The organism is Christensenella intestinihominis, from assembly GCF_001678845.1.
In the GTDB taxonomy this organism is placed as follows: domain Bacteria; phylum Bacillota; class Clostridia; order Christensenellales; family Christensenellaceae; genus Christensenella; species Christensenella intestinihominis.
In genome coordinates this window covers 48395-67400 of record NZ_MAIQ01000005.1, presented here as the reverse complement: position 1 = coordinate 67400, position 19006 = coordinate 48395, and the positions used below count along the sequence as shown (strand labels likewise).

The 19006-nt window shown below is 53.0% G+C and carries 18 protein-coding genes; 6 read left to right on the top strand and 12 right to left on the bottom strand.

Translation table 11 applies throughout. The annotated features are described in order from the left end of the window. Positions 1-37: 37 nt before the first annotated feature. Positions 38-487 carry a complex I 24 kDa subunit family protein gene (locus BBD38_RS08195; RefSeq protein ID WP_066687022.1) on the bottom strand — a complete coding sequence of 150 codons (450 nt, stop codon included), beginning with the start codon at positions 485-487 and terminating at the stop codon, positions 38-40. Positions 488-876: 389 nt separating this feature from the next. Between BBD38_RS08195 and BBD38_RS08190 the strand changes: the two genes are divergently transcribed. Both BBD38_RS08190 and BBD38_RS08185 read left to right on the top strand, forming a co-directional pair. Continuing rightward, positions 877-1221 (top strand): PadR family transcriptional regulator, encoded by a 345-nt coding sequence (locus tag BBD38_RS08190; protein ID WP_066686600.1) that lies wholly within the window; start codon positions 877-879, stop codon positions 1219-1221. Continuing rightward, on the top strand, positions 1208-2581 hold the full coding sequence (locus BBD38_RS08185) for a permease prefix domain 1-containing protein (RefSeq protein ID WP_066686598.1): 1374 nt from the start codon (positions 1208-1210) through the stop codon (positions 2579-2581). The genes BBD38_RS08190 and BBD38_RS08185 overlap by 14 nt, the downstream gene beginning before the upstream one ends. A 91-nt stretch (positions 2582-2672) precedes the next feature. Here BBD38_RS08185 and BBD38_RS08180 read toward each other — a convergent pair whose 3' ends face one another. The 4 genes from BBD38_RS08180 to BBD38_RS08165 form a co-directional block, all read right to left on the bottom strand. Then, complete coding sequence (locus BBD38_RS08180; RefSeq protein WP_066686596.1) at positions 2673-3401, bottom strand: MerR family transcriptional regulator; 729 nt, start codon at positions 3399-3401, stop codon at positions 2673-2675. Positions 3402-3505: 104 nt separating this feature from the next. After that, positions 3506-4012, bottom strand: coding sequence for a VOC family protein (locus BBD38_RS08175; RefSeq protein WP_066686595.1), 507 nt, complete (start codon positions 4010-4012; stop codon positions 3506-3508). A gap of 188 nt (positions 4013-4200) precedes the next feature. Next, positions 4201-5460, bottom strand: a complete 1260-nt coding sequence (locus BBD38_RS08170; RefSeq protein ID WP_066686593.1) for a zinc-binding dehydrogenase — start codon at positions 5458-5460, stop codon at positions 4201-4203. Positions 5461-5514: 54 nt separating this feature from the next. Beyond that, entirely contained in the window at positions 5515-6273 is a 759-nt protein-coding gene (locus BBD38_RS08165; protein WP_066686591.1) for a DeoR/GlpR family DNA-binding transcription regulator, read from the bottom strand. Between the two features lie 410 nt (positions 6274-6683). Between BBD38_RS08165 and BBD38_RS08160 the strand changes: the two genes are divergently transcribed. The 4 genes from BBD38_RS08160 to BBD38_RS08145 all read left to right on the top strand — a co-directional run bounded on the left by BBD38_RS08160 (position 6684) and on the right by BBD38_RS08145 (position 10403). Further along, complete coding sequence (locus tag BBD38_RS08160) at positions 6684-8165, top strand: radical SAM protein (RefSeq protein ID WP_066686589.1); 1482 nt, start codon at positions 6684-6686, stop codon at positions 8163-8165. 136 nt (positions 8166-8301) lie between these two features. Then, positions 8302-8616 carry a YbjQ family protein gene (locus BBD38_RS08155; protein ID WP_066686587.1) on the top strand — a complete coding sequence of 105 codons (315 nt, stop codon included), beginning with the start codon at positions 8302-8304 and terminating at the stop codon, positions 8614-8616. A gap of 21 nt (positions 8617-8637) precedes the next feature. Next, on the top strand, positions 8638-9294 hold the full coding sequence (locus BBD38_RS08150) for a trimeric intracellular cation channel family protein (RefSeq protein ID WP_066686584.1): 657 nt from the start codon (positions 8638-8640) through the stop codon (positions 9292-9294). An 83-nt stretch (positions 9295-9377) separates the two neighbouring features. Then, on the top strand, positions 9378-10403 hold the full coding sequence (locus tag BBD38_RS08145) for a GntR family transcriptional regulator (protein WP_066686583.1): 1026 nt from the start codon (positions 9378-9380) through the stop codon (positions 10401-10403). 143 nt (positions 10404-10546) lie between these two features. Here the strand turns inward: BBD38_RS08145 and BBD38_RS08140 are convergent, their stop codons facing one another. The 7 genes from BBD38_RS08140 to BBD38_RS08110 form a co-directional block, all read right to left on the bottom strand. Continuing rightward, complete coding sequence (locus BBD38_RS08140) at positions 10547-11941, bottom strand: L-fucose/L-arabinose isomerase family protein (RefSeq protein WP_066686582.1); 1395 nt, start codon at positions 11939-11941, stop codon at positions 10547-10549. A 57-nt stretch (positions 11942-11998) separates the two neighbouring features. Beyond that, complete coding sequence (locus BBD38_RS08135) at positions 11999-12907, bottom strand: class II fructose-bisphosphate aldolase (protein WP_066686580.1); 909 nt, start codon at positions 12905-12907, stop codon at positions 11999-12001. Then, on the bottom strand, positions 12904-14394 hold the full coding sequence (locus BBD38_RS08130; RefSeq protein ID WP_066686579.1) for an FGGY-family carbohydrate kinase: 1491 nt from the start codon (positions 14392-14394) through the stop codon (positions 12904-12906). The genes BBD38_RS08135 and BBD38_RS08130 overlap by 4 nt, the downstream gene beginning before the upstream one ends. Positions 14395-14446: 52 nt before the next feature. Then, positions 14447-15127 (bottom strand): D-lyxose/D-mannose family sugar isomerase, encoded by a 681-nt coding sequence (locus tag BBD38_RS08125; protein ID WP_066687015.1) that lies wholly within the window; start codon positions 15125-15127, stop codon positions 14447-14449. 71 nt (positions 15128-15198) lie between these two features. Then, complete coding sequence (locus BBD38_RS08120; RefSeq protein WP_066686578.1) at positions 15199-16182, bottom strand: ABC transporter permease; 984 nt, start codon at positions 16180-16182, stop codon at positions 15199-15201. A 4-nt stretch (positions 16183-16186) separates the two neighbouring features. Continuing rightward, positions 16187-17680 carry a sugar ABC transporter ATP-binding protein gene (locus BBD38_RS08115; protein WP_066686577.1) on the bottom strand — a complete coding sequence of 498 codons (1494 nt, stop codon included), beginning with the start codon at positions 17678-17680 and terminating at the stop codon, positions 16187-16189. A 147-nt stretch (positions 17681-17827) separates the two neighbouring features. Further along, positions 17828-18982, bottom strand: a complete 1155-nt coding sequence (locus BBD38_RS08110; protein WP_066686576.1) for a sugar ABC transporter substrate-binding protein — start codon at positions 18980-18982, stop codon at positions 17828-17830. Positions 18983-19006 lie beyond the last annotated feature (24 nt).

Here is a 19006-nt window from a genome sequence, read left to right as displayed (position 1 = left end):
CGGGTCCACAAATCCATACAGGCAAGCCGACCTTGCCTTATTTCAGTGTGTCGATTAATTCGCATGCTGAATCAGGTGTCATCGTCGGGTATACTTTGTCGTTCACCGTAAGCACCGGGGCAAGCCCGCATGCCCCGAGGCATGAAACCGTCTCGACCGTGTAAAGCATATCGTCCGTCGTTTTCTTCTGTTCGGAAAGCCCGAGTTTCTTACGGAGGGCTTCAAGGATCGGGATCGACTTGCGGACATGGCATGCCGTCCCGTCACATATCTTAATTACATATTTCCCCTTCGGTTCAAGGGAAAAATTTTCGTAAAAAGTTGCGATGGAATATATTTTCGCTTCGCCGACATGCAGCTTTTCGGCCACATAGCAAAGCGCTTCTTCGGGAAGATAGCGGTATTCCTTCTGTACCGCCTGTAAAATAGGAATGATTTCCGATTTTTTGGGATGCTCCTTAAGAATCCCGTCCAAAGTCTGCTTCATCTCTTCGTTGTCCAAATCCAAGACCTCCTGATTTTCATTTCGCCCCCCGGCGCTGACATTGTTAAATATTTAACATGTTCTTTTATTGTACCGTTTTTCATATAAAATATCAATCTCTATTTGGGATTTTTTAAGAATATTTTGTAAAAAAACCATGAAGGAATAGGATATGGAAAAATCCTTTCTGTTAAACGCTTTTTAAGCCGTTTCCCGTTCCTGCCCGCGCCGCTCGTATTGTCCTTACAAACTGACAAATTGCACAAAACCGCCGCCGGTGTCCTGCATACGAAATCAAAAAACCTTCTGTTCCCGCCTTATTTTCCTTGACATATATAGACCGTCTATATATATTATATATAGATCATCTATATATAAAGGAGGATAAACCGATGACAGTCGATAAGGGCCTTTTGGCGGGCAGCACGGCAATGCTGGTTCTCAGGCTGCTGGAACAGGAAGATATGTATGGATACCAGATGATTGAAACCCTGAGGCGGGAATCCGAAAATGTATTTGAATTGAAAGCGGGGACGCTCTATCCCCTGCTCCATTCCCTCGAGCGGAAGGGATTGCTTGAATCTTACGAGCAGGAAGCGGGCGGTGCGCGCATCCGCAAATACTACAGGATCACACAAAAAGGAATTGGTTTTTACCGGGAAAAACACCGTGAATGGAAAAAATATTCCTCTGCCGTAAACCGCGTGATGGGAGGTGCCCATTGTGAAGCAACCTGATGCATTCAACCGGTATATTGACGAGGTCTGCGGCCAGGTGCGCTGCAAAAAGGCCCGGCCGGATATCGCCGGGGAGCTGGCCGCCCACATGGACGACCAGCAGGCGGCTTACGAGGTGATGGGGCTTTCCGAAACGGAAGCCCGGCGGGAAACCGTGCGGCAGATGGGCGATCCTGTAACCGTGGGAATGGCGCTCGACCGGACGCACCGGCCAACGCCCGACATTGCCACGCTCCTGGCCGTCATGGCGCTGGTATTGCTGGGCGTATACCTCCAATCCATCGTGCTTGGCGGCTCGTGGTCGGAATATCATTACCTCCCCCACTTTGCGGAAGCGGCGGCAGTCGGCGCCGCCGTCATGGCCGCGGCCTACCTGCTCGATTTTACCTTACTGGCAAAATATCCCCTGCGTTTTTACCTGATCGCCGCCTTGTTCTTTTTCCTGTGGCCGGCTGTCGCGTTTCCCGCGCACCAGCCGTGGTTTACCGGATACTTCGGCTATACCCTTCTTTTGTTCGTTCCCCTGTATTGCGGCGTGATCTATGCGTTCAAAGACAAGGGCCGCCGCGGCGTCCTTTGCTGCGGACTGCTTGCGTTGCTTCCGTCCGGGCTTGCGTTCCTCCAGCCCGCTCCCACGGCAATGCTGATCCTCGGCGGTTCCTGCTGTACTGTCCTTTGTGCCGCCGTCCTGCGCGGGTGGTTTGGGCGTCAGGATAAATATGCCTTCCTGCTTGCCGTCATACCGCTCGTCGGCGCGGCGGTGCTCTTCGCGGTTTTGCTGTGGTGGCAAAGCCTCCTGAACGCCGCCACCGCCACCGGAATCATGCCCGGCGACAGCAGGGCCATATTCCTCGACAGCATCATGCGCTATAACACGGTGTCCCACACCGGAATGAACGCGGAACTGAATTGGGAAAATATACAGGATGTATTCGCAAACGCGCGCCTGGCCGGGCAGATGTCCGTTCCGCCTTCCGGCATGCAGCCGGGCAATATCAATTTCTTCCAGAGCGATTTTATGCTGCTTTATATCATTGCAAAATACGGCTGGGGGCCCGGCCTCCTGGTGATCGGTGGAATTGCCGCACTGGTTGCCCGTATGTTCGCGCTCGCATTCCGCCAGCGCAACAGACTCGCGTTCTTCGTACTGCTGGGGATATCGTCCGTATTCGCAATCCAAAGCGCGATTTTTTTCCTCACCAATTTCGGCATCCTCACAATACGGTCCTTTTCCCTGCCGCTGGTCCTGTGCACGGGCTGGGGGCTTGTCGTCAGTATGTGCCTTATCGGGCTTTTCCTTTCGGTATATAAATACAAAGGAATTATAAGCGAACGCGCCATGCGCAAAGCGGCCGGATAAAAGAACCGCTCCAAGAATCCCATACGGCGTTCCGCCAGGCGAAAGCGGCCGGACGTCAAACGGCCCGGGCAATCATCCCGGGCCGTTTTTTCTATTTGCAGTAATGGGCGATGGCCTTGCTCATGAATTCCGCAAGTCCCTTGCCATAGCGGTCAATATTTTTCGCGAACCGCCGGTCCGCAATATACATCTTTCCCAGTCCCGCAAGGATTTCATCGGTGCATTCATAATAATTTCGGGTGATATGCTGCTGCCATTCCCGAACCAGCGCCTGCACCGCTCCATCCTCCGGCGGGAATTCCATCGCTTCCGCAAAGCGGCGGAACAGGCCTTCCATTTCCGCGTCGAGGCGCGCCCAATCGCCCTTTCCGTATCCTGCCGTCCTTTCCTCGCTTTGCCGGTACGCCTCGGTTTCTCCCCAGCGTTCCCTGGCTTCACGGGCATATTCCCTCCGCATCTCTTCCAGCCTGCTTTCGTCAAATTCTTCAAAGCTCATATGCTTGTCTCCTTTCAGCGTTTTGTCAATCAGGCGCATCAACCCCGAAAGCCGTTCCTGCTTTAATTCCAGGAGCTTCCGCTGTTTCAAAAGCGCCTCTTTTTCATCGAAGGACGGATTTTCCATAATGCTCCTGATTTCCTTCAGCGGAAAACCAAGCTCCCGGAAAAACAGGATTTGCTGCAGCCGCACAAGTTCCTTTTCCCCGTAAATCCGGTAGCCCGCCTCCGTCACCGTTCCCGGACGCAGGAGGCCGATCTCATCGTAATAATGCAGTGTGCGCACACTGACGCCTGCGATGCGGGACATTTCTTTTACCGTCATTCCGTCACCTTCCTTCGATAGATTCATCATAAACTATTACGCAACGTTAGGGTCAAGCATTTCAGCAAAAAAATACGGACGCATTTCTGCGCCCGCATAACTGCTCAATTATCCCCGCCTGCCGCCTCCGGCGGATAAAGTTCATACGGCACATCGATCGGCCCCAGGACTCCAAGCTCGATCATCATGCCAAGGTCTTCCCGCGTATCGGGATAGGCATGGAAATCCCCGTCTACCCAGCCGGTCTGCAAAATCGGGTTCCCATTTGCTTCGAAATATTGCACCATTTCCCCCACCTCTTCCTTTTCAATCGGAAGCTTCACATGGTGCAGTCCTTCGCCCTTTTCCTCCAAAAACCTGAAATAGCAGTTCGGTCCCTTGATCGGCTGGATAATTTCAAATTCCACCCGGCCAACCTGGCAGATTGCGATATGGAAATCAAACTCTTCCTCCACCGGCTTGCCGTCCACCTTATAATCCTTCACAATTTCATTTGTGAAATGCCGCAGCTTCCACGGCCCGATTCCGAGCTTCTCCCAATAATTCCTTACATATTTCCTGAGGTCTTTTACCACAATACATACCTGCATGATATCCCATTCTTTTTTCATAGGGCATCCCTCCGCTTCTATTTTGCCTTCATGGTAACACACCGCTTCTCCGCCGCGCAATTGTTTTGATTTTTTTCATTATATTTTCATTGTTTCAACAGATTTTAGCGGTACGTCCTTCCCGCGCGCACATAAAAACGGCGCGGCTTTTCGCCGCGCCGTTCGTTTCCGTATTGTTACCGGATGGGTCAGTCGATCGGTTTTGCATTCGCCAGCAGATAGCGTTCCGCTTCCGCCGACCACAGTCCGTGTGATTCTTCCACAATTTTCGCAAGCTCCGCAAACATCGGGTCTGTTTTTCCAAGCTCCGCAAAATCGTCAATTGCCGTAAGCGGCATATCGATCTGCGTATAAACAAGCTTCTTGCCGCCCGGGATATCGTGCAGCTTAAGGGTTACCTCGGGCACGCAGTTGAGGCCGCCGACATGCGTAATCATGACCGAAGGCTCAAGCTGCCCTTCGCCCATCATCTTCAGCACCTCGCGCATATCCTGCGTATTTCCGCCGGAATTGCTGCATACGTGCGTCGCCGCGTAATGGACGTCGTAGAAATTAAATTCCGCTTTGAACTCCGTATTCGTCGGGCCCGCAAAGAAATTGAGGCAGCCGTCCATGCCGAGGAGGTTATCGCCCATTTCCACAACCGGCTTCACCGGGGCCATCACATATACGTCGTCATAGCCCGTGCCGCCCGAAAGGCCCATCACATACGCCTCGTCTTTTTCCGCCGTATTTACATAATGCAGTTCAACGCCCTGCTTTTTCGCCTCCTCCACCGTGAAGATGGATTCCGCACGCGCAAGACGCACCGGGTCGATATCCGTCACAACCAGCAGCGACGGCTTCCTTTCCGCATGCAGCGCATAATCGATGGTTCCAAGGCCCATCGGGCCGACCCCCGCGAGAAGCGCCATTTTTCCGCCCTCCCTGATGCCCATTTCATGCACATAGGAGCCAAATTTCGTATGGTAATTCACGTGTGCGCCGCCCGCGATACAGCTCATGGGTTCGGCGAGCGATCCGTGATAGAACGCATCCCCTTCATATTTCAGGAAGCAGTCCGTCTCGAATGCTTCAGCCGGGATAATGATATACGTCGCGTCCCCGCCGTAATAGGGATAGGAATACCCCGGCGAATCGAGGGTTCCCTTGTAAAACATTGCCGGCTGCACGGTAAACTTATCGCCCGGATTCGCGAGATGCGCCACATTTTTTCCCGCTTTGACAACCTCCCCGCAGAATTCATGACCGATAATTACCGGGTTTTCCGCTACGTTATTGGGCACGCGCTTATGGTCGCCGCCCTGGAGGGCCGCCTTATAGCTCGACATGCACAAGCTGTCCGATATCACCTTTGCCAGCATTTCATCATCCGTAATTTCCGGCAGCTCAAACTCTTCCAGCCTTAAATCCGATTTCCCATACAACCTAACTGCTTTTGTTTTCATTGTTTTCCTCCAAACCCTGGATTTTTAAATACTCCGCTGCGCCTGTCAGCGGTTTCATACAATCTGGACATTCCTGCGCTTTGCTTCCCGCACAATCTCTTCGTCGAGGTCGTCGTCTGAAATAAGCACGTCGATATCCTCCATATATGCGTACGTAAACGGCATAATCTTATCGATTTTTTTGCTGTCCATCAATACAATCGTTTTTCGCGCGCGGTTTACCACCTCTTTTTTGATCTCGCATTCCGTATAGGTGCCGCTCGTGAATCCGTTCTCAACCGAAAACCCGCTCGCCGCCATAAACGCGATATCGATGTTTACCTCGCGGATAAAATTACACGAATTGATGCCGGATACGGAAATTGTGTTGCGGTTCACCTGCCCGCCGATCAGCGTAACGCTCGGCTTCTGCTTTTTAATCAGCTCCATGGCAATGTTCACGCCCGACGTCATAATGGAAAGGTATTCGTCCTCCATCTCCCGGGTGAACAGCATCAGCGTCGTGCCCGCGTCCACATAAATCGACCGTCCCCGTTCAATAAACTGAAGCGCTTTCTTGGCAATCACATATTTTTCCGCCACATTCTCAAGGGCGCGTTCCGAATAAATATCCTCCGCCGCAATGGAAAGCCGGCTCATCGCTACCGCGCCGCCGCGCGTGCGTTTCACATAGCCGTTGTCTTCCAGGTATTTCAAATCCCGGCGCAGCGTCATGCTTGAACAATCCGGAAAATGCTGTTCCAAATCCTTGAGTTTTACTTCCCCGCGCTCCCGCAGCAGTTCCTTGATCTCTTCCCGTCTTTCTGTGTTCATAACAGTTTCTCCAGTTTGTTTTTTCATATTGTAACATAAAAGTGTTCATTTCTCAACAAATTTATGAAAATTTTTGACATTTTCGATCATTTTATTTATTTAGCTCCGACGGAAGGCAAATAATTTTTTCGAAATTTTGTTTTTGAACATTCTAACGGGAAATACGCAAAAAGCGATCATTACGCATTTTTTAATTGAACGCCGGTTCACAGCGCCTTAAAATATCAAAATACCGCATTAAAAAGGGATTTTTTGCCTTGACAACACCTCCCGAAATCCGTATTATTTTATTAAATGAACTATGGTTCGTATTAAAATACCGATGGCGGACCTGCAATTGGCCGTCCGAAACCGGACGTTTGCATATTGTAAATTTATTAATGTAAGGACTTATATTTGGAGGTTTAACTATGGCAATTAAGAACACGATCAAAAGCGCGGGCGCTAACGTTGCGTTCTCTGCGGCATTCAAGTACCTGGAAAAAGACCCGGTCAAGAACCTGCCGAAGCTCCTGAAATGGGCGGACGGTTTCACAAAGGGCAACCAGTGGAACAAATCGGTCAAAAATTTCCAGGACTGGTGGGACCAGCAAACCTGGCAGGGCGTCCTGATGAAACGCGTCCTCACCGATGTAAACGTAAATTACCTGAAGCGTTTTATCCTCAACTTCTTCCTGAACTCCGGCGTAAAGGGTATGCCGATCGCCCAGGCGAAGGGCAAGGAAATGGGCGTCAACGTTCCGTGGGCAATCCTTATGGACCCGACTTCCGCCTGCAACCTGAAGTGCATCGGCTGCTGGGCCGCGGAATACGGCAAGCATTACAACCTGTCCTATGAAAAGATGGATGAAATCATCACACAGGGCAAGGAACTGGGCATCTATGTATACCTGTTCTCGGGCGGCGAGCCGCTGGTTCGCAAAAAGGACCTGATCCGTCTTGCGGAAAAGCATTCCGACTGCGCGTTCGGCGCGTTCACAAATGCGACGCTGATCGACGAAGACTTTGTGCAGGACCTCCTGCGCGTCGGCAACTTTACATTCATGATCTCCGTGGAAGGCACGCCGGAAGAAACGGATGCCCGCCGCGGCGAAGGTACGTATGATAAGGTCATGAAGGCAATGAAGCTCTTGAAGGACGCCGGTATTCCGTTCGGTTACTCCGCTTGCTACCACAGCCAGAACTATAAGACAATCGCAAGCGACGAGTGGAACGATACGATGATCGAGGCAGGCTGCCTGTTCGGCTGGCTGTTCACCTATATGCCGATCGGCAAGGACGCCGTTATGGACCTGTGCGTGACGCCAGAACAGAGGGCGCATATGTACCAGCGTGTTCGTGAAATGCGCGAATACAAGCCGCTCTTCATCCTCGACTTCTGGAACGACGGCGAATATGTCGGCGGATGTATCGCCGGCGGACGGCGCTATTTCCACATCAATTCCAACGGCGACTGCGAACCGTGCGCGTTCATCCATTATGCGACGCACAACATCAACGAGTGCACTCTTGAAGAAGCGCTCGGCAGCCCGCTCTTCCGTAAGTACCAGGAAGGCCAGCCGTTCTCCGACAACCTGCTGCGTCCGTGCCCGCTGCTCGATAACCCGGACGGCCTGCGCAAGGCAGTCAACGAATCCGGCGCACATCCGACGCAGGACCTCGACCTCGAGGGCGTCGACGTGCTGACGGCCAAGACGGATAAGATCGCTGAAAACTGGAAAGTCCGTGCAGATGAAATCTGGTCCTGCGGCCACTTCCCGTTCAACGGCGTAATCAACGCGGCGATGGATAAGAGGGTTGATACCACGAACGGCCAGGGCGCCAGCGCGTGCGGCAACTGCGGCCATGTTCCGTGCGACAGGGAAACGGAAATCCCGGAGAGCCTGAAATAACCGCAAACCCATTGAATTTTACGGCACAGCCCAACGCGGGCTGTGCCGTATTTTTTATGAATATCCGTTTACAAGCCCGTTCCTTGTCCGGTATAATAAAATTGTATCTGAAATTATAAAGGGACGGAGAAAAATCATGTTACTCACCACACGGGAAAGCATTACCGGAAAAACGCTTGAAGAGCTGGGAACCGTCACAGGCAGCACGGTGCAGAGCGTACACATTGGGAAAGACTTTATGGCCGGCTTTAAAACGCTGGTGGGCGGCGAACTGACATCTTATACGGAAATGATGCAGGAAGCGCGGAAAATCGCCACGGGGCGCATGGTTGCGGAAGCGGTCAACCTTGGTGCCGAGGCAATCGTGTGCCTGCGTTATGCTTCCTCGTCCATCACGCAGGGCGCGGCGGAAATCATTGCATATGGCACGGCTGTAAAATTCAAAGATTGATTTTCCCGGAAAGGAACCGGCTTGGAAAATATCATATCCACCTTCCCCACTGCCCTTGAAATCATCGGCCTGCTTGCTTTCAGTGTTTCGGGCGTTATTGCCGCGCTGCAAAAACACCTCGACCTGATGGGAATTATTGTGCTCGCGATCACCACCGCCTGCGGCGGCGGAATCCTGCGCGATGTTCTCCTGCAAAACGGCATCCCTGTTTTTTTTACAAACTATTCCTATATCACCACGGTCGTCGCCGCCATTGTAGGCACGCTCGTCATCAATAAGCTCTATTCGCGGCACAAAACCCTGCGTAAATATAATGTCAGCCGTATTCTCGATGTGGCGGACGCAATCGGCCTCGCAACCTTCGGCACGTCCGCGGCACTCATGGTTTTAGACCAGGGCGGCAATATGCTCACCTGTGTATTCATCTGTACCATTACCGGCTGCGGCGGCGGAATCCTGCGGGACGTGCTGGTCCAGCGCATGCCGATTATTTTTTCCGGCACCATCTATGCCGCCTGCTGCATTGCGGGCTCCGTTGCCATGTACCTCCTCTACGACTATTGCTCCCTGCCGCGTGAATTCATTACCACTATCTGTTTTGTCCTGATTCTCGGCCTTCGTTTCCTTGGCATTTTCAAGGGCGTCGGCCTGCCCAAAATACAATATCACGCCGAATAGGCATTTGCCGCTTGACGTTCTTTTGGTATCGTCATATAATACCAATAAACCAGCCGCGTTTTCCTGTCTCCGGGAGGTGCATTATGGATAACGATTTGTTGTATGTCGAGCTCAAAAATATACTCATGCGGAATATATACGATGGAACCTATGCCGTGGGGCAGCCGCTTCCTTCGGAACGGACCCTTTCGGAGGTATATGGCCTCAGCCGTGTAACGGTAAGGAAAACGCTCCAGGTGCTCGCGGACGAAGGTGTCATCCGGAAAAAAACCGGCTTTGGCAATATCGTATCGTTTGAACGCGGCAGCCATCCGGGGAAGCTTGACCAGGTTGCTCTCGTCGCTCCTGCGCAGCGTACATTTTTTTCGCTTTTCCTGGATCATTTCCAGCGAATTGCCGACGCGGCGGGTGCGCTCGTCTTTTTTATCCAGCAGTCGGAACGCGAACGCATCGAAGACACCCTCTTCCGCCTGCTCCTGCACGGCATCCATAATTGTGTTATCTGGCTTGATTATAAAATGCTTGACCCTGTTTATATCGAGCGGTTGCGCGCCCTGGGGATGAATATGGTCTTTTTTGATATCCCGGTATCGACTCCATATGCCGACAGCGTTTTCCTGGATAATATGGATGCGATCTCTTCCCTTTGCCAATACCTCGAAGATAACGGCAGGCCTCCCCTTGCGTATGTAAGCCGGGAAAACACGGCCCCTACCAGCTTTTTTGAACGGGAACATGCGTTTTCTTCCATGAATCCACACTCCGTGATCCTGCACATCCCGTGGTTCCACACCGGCTATCTTTCCGAACATATGGACCGCTTCATCCTGGATACCCTGTACCCGGCGCACCGGCCGGGCAGCCTTTTATGCAGCGACGGCGAAATCGGGGTTGCGCTGAAAAAAGCCTTGCAATACCACGAAATCGACGATATCCTGATTGCCGGTATCGATGATTTTCCGGAGGCGGAAGAACTGTCGCTGACGGTTTACAGGCAGCCGTACGACCTTTTCGCGCAGCAGGTTTTCGATTGCCTTGCAACACAAAACACCAGCAAGGATTGGCAGGCCGGGACGTACCGCATCAAGGGCGAACTGGTTATACGGTAAACTCCCCCGCCATCCCTGTCATATTTTACGGAATAGACAAGGGACCGCCCGGCGCTTCCACCGGACGGTCCCTTTAAGAGGAAATAGAGCTGCAAGATTATTGGCTGCTATTTCTTAGCTCACTATGATTTTTTCACCATGCTTTACAGTGGCATGATCTCGAATCCAAGATATTCGCGGTATGCCTCCAGCAGCGCGTCCCTGTTCTGTCCCGAGGAAACGCTCACATGATGCCTGAACCCATTTTTCGCAATTTTATATAGCTTTTTCTGCATATTTTCAATCTGCGCGACGCCGCCCGTGCCAAAGTAGCCGTCCTCGATCGGCTCCCCTGTAAAGGTTCCGTTATCCACATATGCGACAATCTTTCCGCTGTCGGATTTTGCGCTGGAATAGGTCATGGGCATCGCTTTGATACAGCCCTGGTTTACACCCCAGCTTACATCGTCGCCCATGGTCTTTTTAAACATCTTGTGTTCCACAATTATTCCTTTTTCCTTCATCATCGTGTTGCAGATTGGTCCGCAATGGAACAGGATGCATTTATTGGGGTCGTCGCCGTAGTTGTTGTTGAAATCAAGGCACATGGCGGGCTGCTCCGACGCGCTTGCAAGCGCCTTCATGGAGATTGCGTTTGCAATGTCGAGTTCGCACGCCGTTACGATGCCGCGGTCGTTAAGCTCGCTCACGAGGTTGCATGCGGATATCTGCATTTCGCGCTGGAATTCGTCCCAGCAGCGGATCGTCATACAATCCGTCTCAAGCTCCGCCGCAATTTGATCCGCCGCGAGGCTTGCGCGCACCATTTTGTCCATCGAAGCGGCGGGCACCCGCGTACAGTCCGCATAGCTTTCATAAAAATCCATCCTGCCCTTATATTCCGCGGAAGACGGATCGGCCGATTTCATCCGCAGGAAAAAGTCCGCAAGGTCGATTGTCTCCACCGTAATCCCGTATTTTTGCGCAGTCAGTTCGTCGAACCGCATCGTCTTGAACGCCGAAACGCGCGCGCCAATCGCCGCCACCGTAAGCTTTCGCAGGCTTTTCACGACCCGGCATACCGCGCCGAATTTCTTCAGCTCCCCCTGGAACTCCCCGCTGCTCAGGGCAACAACATGCGACTGCGTCAGTGAAAAGGGAATGCCATATTGGTAAAACAGGTCGGTAATGGCAAGCTTGCCGCAGAACGCGTCCCGCCGACCGGCAAAATCCATCTTCCCGATTTCGTCCGGGCAGGCCTGGATCAGGATCGGTACGCCGCAATCCTTGAGTGCGGCCACCGCCGCCGACTCGTCGCTGAAATTCGCCAGACACACAATTACGCCGTCGAATTTCCCCTTGTTCTCTTCCAGAAACCTTGCGTAAATTTTTCCCTCCGCAACGGTCTCCGCCGCGCCATGGCTCGTCAGGCCCACATCCATGCTGATAAAATCAAAGCCCGCGTCTTTCACCGCTTTTTCAAGCTGCGGCCGCGCTTCATCGATCACATCGTCGGGCATAAACGCCCTGTTCCCATAAAATAAAGCAAATGTCGTCATGCTTCCGCCTCCACTCTTCTTTCCGGGCCCCGCAAACACCCCGGCGCGTTCCTAGCGTCAGTCCCCGTATAAAAGGCTGCGCGTATCCCGGATGCACAGCATATCCGTAATGACCTCGCATACCTTATCGTATACCGCCTGCCGTGCCGCTTCGATATCTTCCTTCTCCGCAAGCGCGTTTTCATAGGCCTGTCTGATTTCCGTACCCACGTTGATTTTCGCAATTCCCGCACGGATTCCCTCGCGGATGCATTCTTTGTTGATCCCGCTTCCGCCGTGCAGCACAAGCGGAACGCCCGTCGCCCCGGCAAGCTTTTTCAAGTGTTCGATATCGAGCCGCGCCTCCGGTTTTTTCTGGTGGCGCAGGTTTTCCGCGACGGCTCCGTGAATGCTTCCCACCGCAACCGAAAGCCAATCGCATCCGCTTTCACGTACAAAGCGCTCCGCCTCCGCTACATCCGTAAATCCTTTTTTGGTCGCAAAAATTTCTTCATAGGGAATCCTCGGCCCGCTCTCGTGGCCCATCACCGCACCCAGCTCGGACTCGCACGGGATTCCCGCCCCGTGCGCCACCTGCGCAACCTCCTGCGTTGCGCGGATATTTCCTTCGAGGTCAAGCCGGGACGCGTCAATCATAACGGATTGGTACCCCGCCGCGATGGCGCGCCTGATAATCGGCAGGTAGTCCACCTTCTTCTGGTCTTCATCGATTACCGGAACATGGTCGAGATGCAGGAGCGTATGCTCCGGGTTCCGGTATTTCCCGTATTCCTCCGCCACCGCTTCAAGGCTCTGCGAGTCGAATTTTTCCCATTCAACCCGCGCCACCTGGATCATTGCCACCGAATTCATATCCGTCACCGCCTGTACGACGGGCTTCACCATGGGCAGGTACGGAATATTGTATGCCGGGATTACGGTCCCGTGCTTTTTCGCCCTCAAAACTGCGTCTTTTGCGTCCATCATGATTTATAAATCTCCTTTATCGCTTCGTAAAGCCGTTTATATTTTACATAATTGCTGCGGTATGCGGATACGTTTTCCTGCTGCGGCCGGAACGCGGCCTTATACCGGATCAGGTCTTCCTGCGCCTGCACAATGCTGTCGTAAAGGCCGATCTGGTTATAGCAAAGGATCGCGCTTGCAAGCGTACCCGCCTCGCTGTTTTCGGGCAGGCATACCTCCTGCTCGAAAATGTCCGCACGAATCTGCATCCACAGCGGGGATTTGGAGCCTCCCCCCACCGTAATAATCCGTTTCAGGCTGATACCGATATCCTCGAGGCAATCGATATTCAGCTTCATTTCATAGGTCTCGCCTTCCATAAAGCTCCGGAACAGCGCCCCCCGCGAGGTGTTGAGCCGCATACCGGCAATTGCCGCGGGCGTCCGGGCGTCTGAATACGGGGTGCCGCTTCCGGCCAGGTATGGGAGCACGATCAAGCCTGTCGGCCCCGCCGGGGCCTCTTCGTTAAGCAGCCCGTATGCATCCGGAAAGCCCGCAATATCCTTTGAAAGCGTATCCCGGAACCACTTCACCGTGCATCCGCCCGACATATTGAACGCATAGGTGGCATACTGGTTTTCCCCAAAATAGGGAACGACGGGGAATTTATACCGGAGCATCTTATCCATATCCATGCTCCCGTCCTTCATCACCGCGGTGAGGCAGTCAACCGTGCCCATACCGTTCGCGATATCCCCTTCTTCCCGTGCGCCGCTTCCGACCGCCGCAAGTATCTGGTCATGGCCGCCAAGAATCAGCTTTACATCCCCCGGCATGCCGAGCTTCTCCGCCGCCCGCCTGTTCAGCGTCCCGACGACGCTGCCGCCCGGCGCGGGCCGGGGCAGGATGGAGGGATCAATTCCCGCGAATTCAACCGCGGGTTTCCACCATTCCTTTTGCCTGAAATCAAACATGCCGCTGCGCGACGCCAGGGAATAATCGCAAATATGATCCGCGCCCAGCATATAGGTAACAAAATCGGTGATAAACGAGATGCGCTTTACCCTGGCCATCATTTCAGGCCTGTTCTTATTAAGCCATCTCAGCTTATATACGGCAAACATGGGGTCGACATAGTCCCCTGTTTTGCAAAAAATCTCCCGCTCCGTAAAAAGCGTTTTGAATTCTTCCGCCTCTTTTGTGCCGCGATGATCCATATAGATCATCGTTTTCCCCAAAATTTGGTCGCTTTCGTCAAAGCAAACGAACGATTCCCCGAAGGAGGTAACGCAAATTGCCCGTATTTCCTTTTTTTCACATACCCGTGCCGATTCCGCCAGCACCTCGTAAGCCTTTTCGATCAGCACGCGCGGATCAAGTTCAAACATCCCGTCCCCGGGGCAGATCAGGTCGTATTCCCGGTAGGCGTGGCCGAGCACGTTTGCTTTTCCGTCAAAAACGGTGCTTTTCACGCCGGATGTCCCTATGTCGAGCCCAATTACATACATATTTCCTTAACCCCTTGTGAGCCGCCCGCATACCATAGCGGGCCCTGCTTCATTATTTCGCGGGCATATTCGGATATTCGCTGAACAGCGGATACAGAATCGCTTCGTCTTCCTCGATGGTCGGGAAACGTCCCGTCTTTTCATAAAACCGGTTGTCTACATTATCGTCGTTCGTGCGCGACACCTCCCCGATCAGGCATTTCCCGCCTTCCGCCCAAAAGGTGTGGTATTGTCCCATCGGCAGGGAAATGCTTTCGCCCGTACCAATCTCAATCCTTGAACCCGCCGCCACTTCATAGGCCCGTCCATCCTGGTAAATCGTAACGGGCGTATCGAGCTTTTCTCCATTTTCGCCGGAATTATAACACCTGAGAACCAGCAGCCCGCCGCCGCGGTTGATGATATCCTCCTGCTTTTTCCAGTGGAAATGATAGGGCGTAACCTGGCCTTCCTCGCTGATTAAGAGCTTCTCCGCATAGGTCTTATTGTATTTGGGATCGCTGAAGCTCCCGTTGCGAAGCGTAATCATCAAAAGACCTATCTTGTGGAAATCCCCGCTGCCAAAATCCGTAATATCCCAGCCAAGCATGCAATCCTTAATTTCGTCGTATTCGCTGTTTTTCGTCTTCCACTCGTCGTACGTCCATGTCACGAATGGCGGCAGCGCAAAATTCTGCTCTTTAATGAATGCGACCGCGTCCCTCATGATTTGATTGATCTCTGATCTTTTCATAATTCCTGTCCCTTCTCTGCCGTTTGCACACGCGGGCGGATATCCCGCCCGCATATGCTTAACCGTTCGCCTTATGCGGCAACCTCTTTTGTCCTCTGCGATTTGATAAAGCTGTCAAACGCAACCGCCGCAATGAGTACAAAGCCCTTAACAAACTGCTGTACAAACTCGCTGATACCAAGCATCGTCATACCGTTTGTCAATATTCCCATAATCAGTACGCCGATGATAACCATATACAGCTTGCCCTGGCCGCCCATCATGCTTACGCCGCCGAGCACCACGCCCGTGATGACGTCCATTTCATAACCTTCGCCGGTATTCGGCTGGCCGGAATTCGTCCGCGCCAGGATTACAAGTCCTGCCAGCGCGCTCATAAAGCCGCCGACCGCATACACCAGGAATTTTACTTTTGATACGTTGACGCCCGAGAGCCGCGACGCTTCCTCGTTTCCGCCTACGCCGTAAATGTGGCGGCCTGCGCGCGTCTTTGTCAAGAAAATGATCCCGAACGCGAACACGCCCGCCATAATCAGCACCGGTATCGGAATTGGCCCGAGGTATCCCTGGCCGAGCTGCGTATAAGATTTGTCAAAGCCGAACACCGGCAGGCCGCCCGTAATGATGTAAGCAAGCCCGCGGATCGACACCATCATGCCCAGCGTCGCAATAAACGGCGGCACATCCAGCTTGGAAACAAAGAAGCCGTTTGCCAGCCCGAGGCCAATGCCGAACAGGCACATGATAATCGACGCCAGCACCGGATGCATCGAGAACTGCGTCATCAGCAGCGCCGCGCCGACGCATGCAAACCCGGCGACCGAGCCGACGGAAAGGTCGATTCCCGCCGTCAGCATAATAAACGTCATTCCAACGGCAATGATGCCCACAATCGACACCTGCCTCAAAATGTTGAAAATATTATCCGCCGTCAGGAAGCGGTTGGAAAGCACCGAGAAAATCACAATCAGTGCGATAAGCACAAACACCATACCATAATTGCCGAAGATTCTCTTCAGGCTTTTCTTCTCTAAACTATTTTTTCCGTTTTCCATTTCTTCAACCTCCAATCAATCCGGAAGCATATTCCAGGATCAATTCCTGTGAAAATTCATTCCTGCCAAGTTCCCCAACGATCCGTCCGCCCCTCATGACCAGGATGCGGTCGCTCATGCCGATCAGCTCGGGCATTTCCGACGACACCATGATGACCGTTTTTTCTTCGTCGTCCGCCAGGTGCCTCATCAGGTTATAGATTTCCTGTTTGGCCCCAACGTCGATGCCCCGCGTCGGCTCGTCGAAAATAATAACGTCGCACTGGGTCGCAAGCATCTTTGCAAGCACCACCTTCTGCTGGTTGCCGCCCGAAAGGTTTTTCACCAATTGATTGATGCTGGGGGTTTTGATCTGGAGCTTATTCACATATTCTTCCGCAATCGCCGTATCCTTCTTGCTGTCGACAAACGGCCCCCGCATGGCTTGCTTGAGCGAACTGAACGTGACGTTTTCCTTGATGGTAAGCCCAAGCAGCACACCCTGGTTCTTCCTGTCCTCCGGCAAAAGCCCGATCCCGTGGTTAAGCGCGCTCCCGGGGTTTTTGATCTTGATCCGTTTGCCGTTCAGGAATATTTCCCCGTCCTCTATGGGATCGGCCCCAAAGAGAGCCTGCATTACCTCGGTACGTCCCGCGCCCACAAGCCCGCCGAAGCCGAGGATTTCTCCCTTCCTGACCTCAAAGCTCACGTCCTTGATCTTTTCGTTCGTTAAACCCTTGACCTGCAGCACCGGCTCGCCCAGCTCCGCCACCCGCTCCGGGTAATTTTCGCCAAGCTCGCGTCCCACCATGTCGGTAATCAGTTCTTTCCGCGTGATGTCTTTCACATCCTTGGTCGAAATGTATTTCCCATCGCGGAGAACCGTTACGCGGTCGCATATTTCGAACATTTCCTCCATCCTGTGGGAGATGAAGATGATTGTCACCTTATTCTTTTTCAGTTTCTTTACGATATTAAATAATAGCTGCGTTTCCTTGCTTGTAAGGGGCGCCGTCGGCTCGTCCATAATCAGCACGCGGGAATTCGCCATCACCGCTTTCACAATCTCGGTAATCTGCTGGTATGCCACGCCAAGGTCGCTGATCACGGCCAGCGGGTCAAGCTCGATCTCGAACTCTTCGAGCGCCTTGCTTACCTCTTCGGCCATCGCTTTTTTATCGACGAACGCGCCCTTCATAATTTCTTTTCCATAAAACACATTCTCGGCTACCGTCAGGTAGGGAATGAGGTTGAATTCCTGATATACCGCCGAAATTCCCTTTTCAATCGCCTCGATCGGCCCCAGCCTGTGATAGGTCTCGCCATTTAGTATGATCTCTCCCCGGGTCGGCTCGATTGCCCCGGTCAGCATCTTGATCAGGGTCGATTTGCCTGCGCCGTTTTCTCCTGCAAGCGCGTGGACCTCGCCTTCCTGAAAGCCAACCGACACTCCGTCAAGCGCTTTTACGCCGGGATAATATTTACAGAGATCTTTAACCTCCAATATATAATCTTGCATTTCTTTTCCTCCGCTTCAATGAACAGCCGGATTTCCTCTTACCTCTGCCGCGCCCCCGCGAAGGGGGCGCGCAAAGGCTTTTGATTTTGCCGGTTTGCCCGGCGTTGTTTTCCGCACAAGCGGATTAAATGGTTACCGTCCGGGGATTCAGCCCTTCGGTTTCCATCCTGCGAGGACGTCTTCCTGCCATACCGGATCGGTGCTGAAATAAGACGTCTTGACTTCGTCGTTCACCGGAACCTTGCCGCTGTCAACGATTTCCTTAATCGCGTTTACGCAGTCCTCACCCGTCTGGTAAGGCCCGAGGTCTACAGTTGCCCGGTAGATGCTCGCCGCGTCGTTCATTTTTTCAATTGCTTCAGGGGTCGCGTCGCCGCCGCCGATGTAGAATTTATCGAGCGTCGCCTGGTCGAGGTTCATGCCGTATACGGCTTCCACAGCGCCGAGCGGGCCTGCGTCGTTGTTTCCTGTAATAACGTTTACTTCAGGATGCGCCTGCATAACGTCTTCCGTGATCTGCATTCCTTTTTCAGGATTGTCGCCTGCCTGACGGGCTACGATTACCGCGTCGGGGCATTCTTTTTTGATGGTATCCTCGATGCCGTCCGCCCGCTTCACAACCGCTTCCACGTTGTCCTGCGAAATAATCAGCACATTGCCCTTGCCGTCCAGCTTCTCGTTGATCCACTTTGCAGCGTTCGAGCCGATGACCGTACCATAGGTATACTCATCGAGCGTGAAGATCGCGTTTGCGTTCGGAACGAGCTGCGCGAACGAGATTACCAGGATGCCCTGTTCGTTCATCTTCTGCGTTACGTCGACGAGCGCGTTGGAATCGATCGGGCAGGCGATAACCGCGGTCACGCCCTGGTTCATGAAGTTCTCGAAATCGGAAACCTGCTTCGCCACGTCGTATCCCGCGTCAACAACCGTCAGCTGGTAGCCGTATTCCTTGCACATTGCCTCAACGCCGTTCTTAACCGAAACAAAATACGGGTTTGCAAGCTGCGGGATGGACATGCCAACCGTTACGGTTCCGCTGTCCTTGGCAGCCTTGATGACCGCGTCGTTCGCCGTCGAAGCCACGGGCACCGCCTGCGTCGCCTGCGCGTCGGGCTCTGCCGCGCTTTCTTCAGCGCTTGCGCTCGCTTCCGTGCTCGCCTCTACGCTCGGCTCAGCGCTTGCTTCCACACTCGCCTCCGTGCTTGCGGACGGTTCCGCCGCCGGTGCCGAACACCCTGTCAGAGCCATCGCCGTTACCAACAAAATTGCCAGAACTGTTACGAATACTGTTTTTTTCATTTTTTTCCTCGCTTCTTTCTTTAT